Raw genomic sequence first — 8,966 nt, 5'->3', positions numbered from 1 at the left:
CATCCCGGCAGCTTCTGCTATCCCGCCAAGACGGAAATACTGAAAGGCCTCGGCTTCGAGAACGCCCATGACTGGGCTCCCGACAACGAGGACTGGGAACTTCCCGAAAACTGGGAGCAGATCCTTCACAACTCCCTGCAGGACGCGCTGAACAAGCATCGGTCCCTCAAGGTGTTCATGGACTGCTGCGTGCGCTGCGGCGCCTGCGCCGACAAGTGCCACTTCTTCCTCGGCACCAACGACCCCAAGAACATGCCCGTGCTGCGCGCCGAACTTCTGCGTTCCGTGTACCGCAAGGACTTCACCACCGCAGGACGTCTGCTCGGCAAGCTTGCCGGAGCCCGCAAGCTCGACAAGGACGTCATCAAGGAGTGGTTCATCTACTTCTACCAGTGCACCGAGTGCCGCCGCTGTTCCCTGTTCTGCCCCTACGGCATCGACACTGCGGAAATCACGGTCATCGTGCGCCAGATGCTGCTTGACCTCGGTCTCGGCATCCACTGGATCATGAACTCGGTCAACGACTGCAACCGCACCGGCAACCATCTCGGCGTCCAGCCCCATTCCATGCGTGAAATCGTGGAGTTCCTCTGCGACGACATCGAGACCATCACCGGCATCCGCGTGGATCCGCCGTGGAACGAAAAGGGTCATGAAGTCATCTTCATCACCCCTTCGGGCGACTACTTCGCCGACCCCGGCATCTACACCTTCATGGGCTACCTCATGCTGTTCCATGAAATCGGCCTGGACTACACGCTTTCCACCTACGCCTCCGAAGGCGGCAACTTCGGTTCCTTCGTCTCCTTCGACGTGGCCAAGAAGCTGAACGCCAAGATGTATGCGGAAGCCGAACGTCTCGGCGTCAAGTGGATTCTCGGCGGCGAATGCGGCCATATGTGGCGCGTGGTGAACCAGTACATGGCCACCTACAACGGCCCCACTCCCCCGAACATGGAAGTGCCCGTTTCCCCCATCACCGGCACGGTGTTCAAGAACGCCGCCGCCACCAAGATGGTGCACATCGCCGAATTCACGGCCGACCTCATCAAGCACAACAAGCTGAACCTGCGCCCCGAGCGCAACAACCACATCATCACCACCTGGCACGATTCCTGCAACCCGGCGCGCGCCATGGGTCTTCTGGAAGAGCCCCGCTACATCCTGAAGCACGTGTGCAACAACTTCGTGGAAATGCCCGAGCACACCATCCGTGAAGAAACCTTCTGCTGCGGTTCCGGTTCCGGCCTGAACGCCGAGGAAATCATGGATCAGCGCCTGCGCGGCGGCTTCCCCCGTGCCAACGCCCTGCGTTATGTGCACGACACCAAGGGCGTGAACTGGATGGGCTGCGTGTGCGCCCTCGACCGCGCGGCTCTGCCTCCGCTCGTGGACTACTGGGTTCCCGGCGTCACGGTCAGCGGCCTGCATGAACTCGTGGCCAACGCTCTGGTGATGAAGGGCGAAATTCCCCGCACCATGGATCTGCGTCAGGAAGATCTGCCCTTCCCCGATGAAGATCCCGCCGCCTCGGAGGAAGCATAAATGTACAACGCAAAATTCGTCATCCCCGGCATCATCGTATTTGCCGGGCTGTTCACCGCGCCCTTCTGGATCAATATGCTTTCTTCCGGTCACGAAGAGGTCAAGGTGGAGCTCCCCACGGAACCCGTCACGTTCTTCGGTGAAGAGCGCACCCAGTGCATCGAACCGAGAGAATGGATGGCCGCCAATCACATGGAACTCCTCCTTGAGTGGCGCGACCAGGCTCTGCGCGAAGGAAAGCGCATCTACGTCGCTTCCGACGGCAAGAAATGGGAAACCAGTCTGCAGAACACCTGCATGGCCTGCCACAGCAACAAGGCCGAATTCTGCGACAAGTGCCACAACGCCAACAGCGTGAACCCGTACTGCTGGGACTGCCACGTCGTACCCCAGGGGAACAATCATGAATTCGAGTAGACGTTATTTTCTCAAGGTCGCAGGCCTGTCCACCTTCGCCCTGGCCGCCGGAGCGGCCCGCGCGGAAGCGGCCGAGGCCTCCTATGAAGCCTATCCCGAAGGCCTGAAGGCCAAGCGCTGGGCCATGGTCATCGACACTCGCCGCATTCAGACGGTGGAAGACATGCGCCCCATCGTGGAAGCCTGCCACAAGGTCCACAATGTGCCCAACATTCCCGGTTCCCGCGAAATCAAGTGGCTCTGGGACGACACGTTCGACCACGCCTTCGCCCACGATCCCGATCCGATGCTTCCCGAGAACATCGAGAACCGTCGCTTCTTCCTGCTGTGCAACCACTGCACCAATCCTTCCTGCGTGCGCGTCTGCCCCGCCGGCGCCACCTACAAGACGGAAGGCGGCCTCGTTGCCATCGACTATCACCGCTGCGTGGGCTGCCGTTTCTGCATGGCCGCCTGCCCCTACGGTTCCAGAAGCTTCAACTTCCAGGATCCCCGTCCCTTCATCAAGGATCTGAATCCTGCCTACCCCACCCGTATGCGCGGCGTGGTGGAAAAGTGCACCTTCTGTGCCGAACGGCTGGAAAAGGGCCTCATGCCCGCCTGTGTCGAGGCTTCCAACGGCGCCATCATGTTCGGCGACCTCAACGACCCGAACTCCATCGTCCGTCGTGTGCTCGCCAAGAACTTCAGCATTCGCCGCAAGCCCGAACTGGGTACCGATCCCGGCGTCTATTACATCATCTAGGAGGGAACCATGGTTGAAAAAGTTCTCAAGGGTTCTCCCAAGTACTATCTGTGGCTGATCTTCCTGCTGGCCATCATAGGCTATGCCTTCATCGTCTATGTGTTCCAGCTCATCTACGGCCTTCAGATGACCGGTCTTACCCGCAATACCTCGTGGGGCTTCTACATCGCCCAGTTCACCTATCTCGTGGGCGTGGCCGCCGCGGCCGTGATGCTGGTGCTCCCTGCCACCTTCCATCACTATCATCCCTATCATCGCGTGATCGTTTTTGCAGAATTCCTCGCCATCGGCGCGGTCATCATGTGCATGCTCTTCATCGTGGTCGACATGGGCCAGCCGCAGCGCGTGCTGAACATCATTCTGCATCCTACGCCGAACTCGGTCATGTTCTGGGACGCCACGGTTCTGTGCGGCTATCTGCTGCTCAACGCCGTCATCGGCTGGACCTCGCTCGAACATGAAAGCCGTCACGTCGCCGTGCCCCGCTGGGTGAAGGTGCTCGTGGTCATCTCCATCTTCTGGGCCTTCTCCATCCACACCGTCACGGCCTTCCTGTACGCCGGTCTGCCCGGCCGTCACTACTGGCTGTCCGCCATCATGGCCGCACGCTTCCTGGCTTCCGCCTTCTGCGCCGGTCCTTCCATCCTGCTGCTCGCCCTGCTGCTTCTGAAGCGCCTCACCGGCTTCGATCCCGGCAAGGCCGTGGTGAAGTCTCTGTCCATCACCATCGCCTATGCCATGGGCCTGAACATGTTCTTCTATGTGCTCGAACTGTTCACCGCCTTCTACAGCGGCATTCCCGGCCACCAGCATCCCATCACGTTCATCTTCAACGGACATGAGGGACTCAACGTGTGGCTGAACGGCTGGATGTGGGTGGCCGTGGTGTTCGCCTTCGTGAGCATCTTCCTCCTGGCCATTCCCAAGTTCCGCAACAACATGAAGATCCTGCCCTGGGCGCTTGTCCTGCTCGTCATCGCCTCCTGGATCGACAAGGGCCTCGGCCTGCTCATCGGCGGCTTTGCCCCCACCCCCTACGAGACCTATGAAGTCTACACTCCCACCTTCTGGGAAGTGTCCATCGGCCTCGGCATCTTCGCCGTGGGCGCCCTCGTGGTCACCCTGCTGTGGAAGATCGCCATTGAAATGAAGCGCGAAGGCGGCGAGCCCTTCGAACTCGCCGAATAGCGGATTGCCGGATTTTCCGACCGCCTCATGCACGACAAAAAAGCCCGGACGGTTCGCCGCCCGGGCTTTTCTCATGACTGAGGGGCCACCGAGCCTCAGGAAAGCAGCCGCATGAACAGGCCGTCCGGCTCAGCGCTCCCCCCGCTCAGTTTTCCCCACTGTACTCCCGCACGAAGAAAGCAGCCTGACGGCCTCGCCTCCACAGAAAGTCAATCGTCCAAAATGCCGCATTTCATGCGATATGCTCCGGCAACTCTCCATGAGCTCGCGTCTTCTCATTCCGACAGCCTCCAAACAGCACGTTTTTCTCTCATCTCCCGGCCGCTCTTTCTGTGAACGAGCTCTGGATGACGCTCGCTCGTCTGCTGTTTTCACAAAAACAGTTCCCGCCCTTTCCCGTCCGGGCCCGCCTTGTTCCGTGCCCAAAAATCGTAACAAGGCCTCGGCCCCTGCGCCGCAACGAGTTTTTTCCAAAAAGGGAAGAAAAAAGGCCGCCTTGACGGGCACAGGGCCCCACGGCTATAACGTCATCATCATCTTGTACCCTGCGCATTCGCGCCCCTTCAACAAAAGGACACTTGCCATGGCTCTTCATATCGTCGACCACCCGCTCATCCGCCACAAGCTCGGCCTGCTCCGCAAGGAAAGCACTTCCACCAGCGAATTCCGCATGCTGGCCAAGGAAGTGGCCAGGTTGCTCACCTACGAGGCCACGAAAACTCTCCCCACGGAAAAGAAGGTCGTCAAGGGCTGGGCCGGCCAGGTGGAAGTGGACTACCTCGCGGGCAAGATGATCACCATTGTGCCCATACTGCGCGCGGGGCTCGGCCTCATGGACGGCGTGCTCGACATGGTGCCCGGCGCGAAGATCAGCGTGCTCGGCATGTACCGCAACGAAGAGACGCTGGAACCTGTGGAATACTACAAGAAGCTGGCCCGCCGTATCGACCAGCGCGTGGCCATCATTCTTGATCCCATGCTGGCTACCGGCGGCTCTCTCATCGCCGCCATCGACGTGCTCAAGAAGGAAGGCTGCAGTCAGATATGCTCCCTCAACCTCGTGGCCGCGCCCGAAGGCGTGAAGGCCGTGCTCGACAAGCATCCGGACGTGGAAATCTACGCCGCAGCCCTTGACGATCACCTCAACGAAAACGGCTACATCATTCCCGGCCTCGGCGACGCCGGCGACCGTATCTTTGGTACGAAGTAACGCGCGAACACAAAGCGAAAGCGGAGCATTTCGTCTTTCGAATCTCCCGCTTTCCCGGGAAAACAAAACGTGCATCGTTCAAGCCCGGAAGGTTCCACCTTCCGGGCTTTTTGTATGCCGCCCGCGGCTCTCCCATCTTTTCGGCATATCCCGCCGCCTCCCGTTCTGCGCCGGACTTGCCATGCCGGAACAGAACCGACAGCCGATATGCCTCCGGCACTTCGGGCTTTCCCTTGCGCATGAAGCACGGTTGACGCGTCCGTTTCCGCCAATTAAATAAAAAGAAAAACGCCTCTGCCCGGCGTCCTGCCGGGAGATTCCTTTTTTACGTTACGCAGAAAATTCCTGACCGCCGCCCTCATGCGGACGGCAGAGGTCAACTTTCACAGGCAGGTCAACATGGCACGCTACTCTTCCAGAATAAGCAACAAGCATATGGTGGCCGTGCGTTTCAGCTCCTTGGGCGACGTGGTGCTCACCACGGGCGTTCTTCTCGACTGGCACGAAAAGCACGGAACCATGTTTACCGTTATCACCAAAGAAGCCTTCGAGCCCATATTCGACCACAATCCCGCAGTGCTCAACGTCATCGGCTTCGACGAAAACGACCTTCGCGGCCAAGCGCAGTCCATGAACTTCCGCGGCCTCATGGAAAAATACCGAGACTCCCCTCTGCTCGACCTGCACCGCAACATCCGTTCCGCCATGCTGGCGCGCATCTGGCGCGACGCCATCATCTGCTACAACAAGATGTCGCTGGCCCGTCGCATCTTTTTATGGAGCAAGGGCCGCTTTTTCGGGGAGGAGCTGCGCCGTTACAACGTTCCGCAGCGCTACGCCATAGGGCTTTACGACAAAACGGACGTGCCTTCCGCAAGCCAGCTCAGACCCCGCATCTTTCTTGCTCAGGACGAAAAGGTGCGTGCCGAAGAGCTGCTCGCGCCCCTTCATACGGAGGGGGAACCCATCGTGGCTCTGCACCCCTTTGCCACGCATGAGGCAAAAAGCTGGCCCCTTGACGTGTGGCTGCGCTTTGCCGCCATGCTCAATGAAGCAGGCATAAGCTATTTCTGGGTTGGTCAGGGCGAAGGCCTGCCCGAGGAGGAAGAATCCCGCAGCTTCGTCAACAAAACGGCGCTGCGCGAACTGTTCGCGCTCATCGCCTCCGCAGACGTGCTCGTCACCGGTGATTCCGGTCCCATGCACATCGCCACCGCCGTAGACACTCCGGCCCTCGCCATGTTCGGCCCCACCTGCCGGGAATGGGGATTCTTCCCTTCCGGCGAGAAGGACCGCGTAGTGCAGCTTTCCATGCCCTGCCGTCCCTGCTCGCTGCACGGCTCGGGCGCCTGTCCGAAAGGCAACGCCTGCATCATGGGCATCTCCCCCGAAAGAATGCTCGAAGAACTGAAAGACATGCTCGCGTAGTCCACAGACTGTCGCAGGAAAAAGGCTGTCATCTCCCGCACTTGCCGATCATGTCGGATGACGGACGGAACCATGTGATTTTTCTATCATTTCTTCGATAAAAAGATTCTCTTCGGTTGACCTGCCCCGTCTCTGATGCTAAAGTGGGGTATAAAGTAATATCAGAAGAAGCTCATGCGTCAGCGCATGACTTGTTCTTTTATCGGCAAAAGCCGCGACCTTCCCGCCCGCCATGGAAGCTTTCGCGGAAAAGTCCTGTCTATCAGCGCCAGGAGGGCCTTATGCAAATCTCCATTGGTCTGGGGAAAGAAGGCGCGGAAGAACGCCTTGAAAAACGGGGCGTATCGCGCCGCGACTTTCTGAAATTCTGTTCCACTGTGGCTGTGGCCATGGGCATGGGGCCCGCGTTTGCTCCCGCCATGGCCAAGGCGCTCACGTCCGCCTCGCGTCCCGCCGTCATCTATCTGCATGACGCGGAATGCACGGGCTGCACGGAAGCACTCCTGCGCTCCAGCAAGCCCTTCATCGACGAGCTCATTCTCGACACCATTTCCCTCGACTATCAGGAAACCATCATGGCCGCCGCCGGTGAAGCTGCAGAAGACGCCCTTCATCAGGCCATGAAGAATCCCAACGGGTACGTATGCATCGTGGAAGGCGCCATTCCCACCGCCATGGACGGTCTGTACGGCACCATCGGCGGTCGCACCATGTACGCCATCAACAAGGAAGTGCTGCCCGGTGCAAAGGCCGTCATTTCCTACGGTACCTGCGCCTGTTTCGGCGGCATTCCTTCGGCCGCTCCCAATCCTTCCGGCTGCAAGGGCGTCAACGACTGCTTCGCCGATCTCGGCATCAAGGCCATCAACGTTCCCGGCTGTCCGCCGAATCCGCTGAACCTCATCGGCACCATCGCCGCCGTGCTCTCCGGCGTAAAGCTTGATCTCGACAAGCTGAACCGTCCTCTGGCCTTCTACGGACACACCGTGCACGAACTGTGCGAACGTCTTCCCCACTTTGAAGCCGGCGAATTCGCTCCCTCCTTCGATTCCGAGGAAGCCCGCAAGGGCTGGTGCCTCTACAAGCTCGGCTGCAAGGGCCCGGTGACCTACAACAACTGCCCCAAGGCACTGTTCAACGACGTGAACTGGCCCGTGGCCGCCGGACATCCCTGCATCGGCTGTTCCGAACCGAACTTCTGGGACAAGCTGACCCCCTTCTATGAAAACTAGCGAGTAATGCCACCATGAGCGAAGCAAAAACCACTCCCCAGAGTTCCTATACCGGGCCCATCGTGGTGGACCCGCTCACCCGCATCGAGGGCCATCTCCGCATTGAGGTGGAAGTCGAAAACGGCAGGGTCAAGGACGCAAGAAGCTGCTCCACGCTGTTCCGCGGACTGGAAACCATTTTGAAGGGCCGCGATCCCCGCGATGCCCAGTTCTTCACCGGCCGCACCTGCGGCGTGTGCACCTACACCCACGCTCTGGCGTCCACCCGCGCACTGGAAGACGCCATGCAGATTGAAATTCCCGTGAACGCCACGCTGATCCGCAATCTCGTGCTGGGCATGCAGAATCTGCACGACCACGTGGTGCACTTCTATCACCTTCATGCCCTCGACTTCGTGGACGTGGCCGCGGCTCTTCAGGCCGATCCTGCCAAGGCAGCCAAGCTGAACGCCTCCATCTCTCCCCGTCCCACGAGCGAAGACGAACTGCGCGCCGTACAGGCCAAGGTGAAGGCCCTTGTGGAAAGCGGCCAGCTCGGCCCCTTCACCAACGCCTACTTCCTCGGCGGGCATCCTTCCTACTACCTTGACCCCGAAGCCAACCTCGTGGCCACCGCCCACTATCTGGAAGCGCTGCGCGTTCAGGTGGAAATCGCCCGTGCCACGGCCGTGTTCGGCGCCAAGAACCCCCATCCTCAGTTCCTCATCGCGGGCGGCGTCACCTGCTACAACGCTCTTCGCCCCGACACCATCGCCCAGTTCAAGGCACTCTATCAGAAGGCCCGCGCCTTCGTGGAGCAGGTGTACATTCCCGATCTGCTGCTCGTGGCCGGAGCCTACAAGGACTGGGCCTCCATCGGCGGCGGCGTTTCCGACTACATGGACTTCGGCGAATTCCCCGGCAAGGAACGCGATCTGACCACCCGCTGGCTCAAGCCCGGCGTCATCTACAACCGCGATCTCAGCACCGTGCTGCCCTTCGATCCCTCGAAGATTTCCGAGCACGTCCGCCACAGCTGGTATGAAGGCGACGAAGCCCGCGCCCCTTATCAGGGCGTGACCGATCCGCGCTTCACCAGAATAGGCGACACCGACCGCTACTCCTGGATGAAGGCTCCGCGCTACGACGGCCATACCGTGGAAACCGGTCCTCTCGCCCAGATGCTCATTTCTTACGCCCAGGGCGACAAGCTTGTGACCTC

Annotated in this window: 8 protein-coding genes; all 8 read left to right on the top strand. The window is 59.9% G+C overall.

The window, feature by feature from the left end:
- Positions 1-1,545: sulfate reduction electron transfer complex DsrMKJOP subunit DsrK (dsrK, locus tag Q0J81_RS09025; RefSeq protein ID WP_294447315.1), on the top strand; the 1,545-nt coding region annotated here is incomplete at its 5' end.
- A complete protein-coding gene (dsrJ, locus tag Q0J81_RS09020; RefSeq protein WP_294447313.1) occupies positions 1,546-1,962 on the top strand; it encodes a sulfate reduction electron transfer complex DsrMKJOP subunit DsrJ in 417 nt (138 codons plus the stop codon).
- Positions 1,949-2,707, top strand: a complete 759-nt coding sequence (gene dsrO / locus Q0J81_RS09015; RefSeq protein ID WP_294447312.1) for a sulfate reduction electron transfer complex DsrMKJOP subunit DsrO — start codon at positions 1,949-1,951, stop codon at positions 2,705-2,707. The genes dsrJ and dsrO overlap by 14 nt, the downstream gene beginning before the upstream one ends.
- Positions 2,708-2,716: 9 nt before the next feature.
- Positions 2,717-3,895, top strand: coding sequence for a sulfate reduction electron transfer complex DsrMKJOP subunit DsrP (dsrP, locus tag Q0J81_RS09010; protein ID WP_294447310.1), 1,179 nt, complete (start codon positions 2,717-2,719; stop codon positions 3,893-3,895).
- A gap of 583 nt (positions 3,896-4,478) precedes the next feature.
- Complete coding sequence (gene upp, locus Q0J81_RS09005) at positions 4,479-5,105, top strand: uracil phosphoribosyltransferase (protein ID WP_294447309.1); 627 nt, start codon at positions 4,479-4,481, stop codon at positions 5,103-5,105.
- 399 nt (positions 5,106-5,504) lie between these two features.
- Positions 5,505-6,533: a glycosyltransferase family 9 protein gene (locus tag Q0J81_RS09000; protein WP_294447304.1), complete on the top strand. Its 1,029-nt coding sequence runs from the start codon at positions 5,505-5,507 to the stop codon at positions 6,531-6,533.
- Between the two features lie 281 nt (positions 6,534-6,814).
- The gene (locus tag Q0J81_RS08995) at positions 6,815-7,765 is read left to right on the top strand and encodes a hydrogenase small subunit (protein ID WP_294447303.1); all 951 of its coding nucleotides are present in this window, start codon (positions 6,815-6,817) and stop codon (positions 7,763-7,765) included.
- 14 nt (positions 7,766-7,779) lie between these two features.
- On the top strand, positions 7,780-8,966 hold a 1,187-nt coding region (locus Q0J81_RS08990), incomplete at its 3' end, for a nickel-dependent hydrogenase large subunit (protein WP_294447302.1).

It is taken from the genome of uncultured Mailhella sp. (genome assembly GCF_944324575.1).
Classification (GTDB): domain Bacteria; phylum Desulfobacterota; class Desulfovibrionia; order Desulfovibrionales; family Desulfovibrionaceae; genus Mailhella.
Note: the sequence above shows the minus strand (reverse complement) of the source record. Positions and strands in the feature narration are given on the sequence as shown.

Excerpts from the sequence above, each read along its gene's own strand:
- Q0J81_RS09000 (WP_294447304.1), top strand. The coding sequence starts at position 5,505 with ATGGCACGCTACTCTTCCAGAATAAGCAACAAGCATATGGTGGCCGTG.
- dsrP (WP_294447310.1), top strand. The coding sequence starts at position 2,717 with ATGGTTGAAAAAGTTCTCAAGGGTTCTCCCAAGTACTATCTGTGGCTG.
- dsrJ (WP_294447313.1), top strand. The coding sequence starts at position 1,546 with ATGTACAACGCAAAATTCGTCATCCCCGGCATCATCGTATTTGCCGGG.
- Q0J81_RS08995 (WP_294447303.1), top strand. The coding sequence starts at position 6,815 with ATGCAAATCTCCATTGGTCTGGGGAAAGAAGGCGCGGAAGAACGCCTT.
- dsrO (WP_294447312.1), top strand. The coding sequence starts at position 1,949 with ATGAATTCGAGTAGACGTTATTTTCTCAAGGTCGCAGGCCTGTCCACC.
- upp (WP_294447309.1), top strand. The coding sequence starts at position 4,479 with ATGGCTCTTCATATCGTCGACCACCCGCTCATCCGCCACAAGCTCGGC.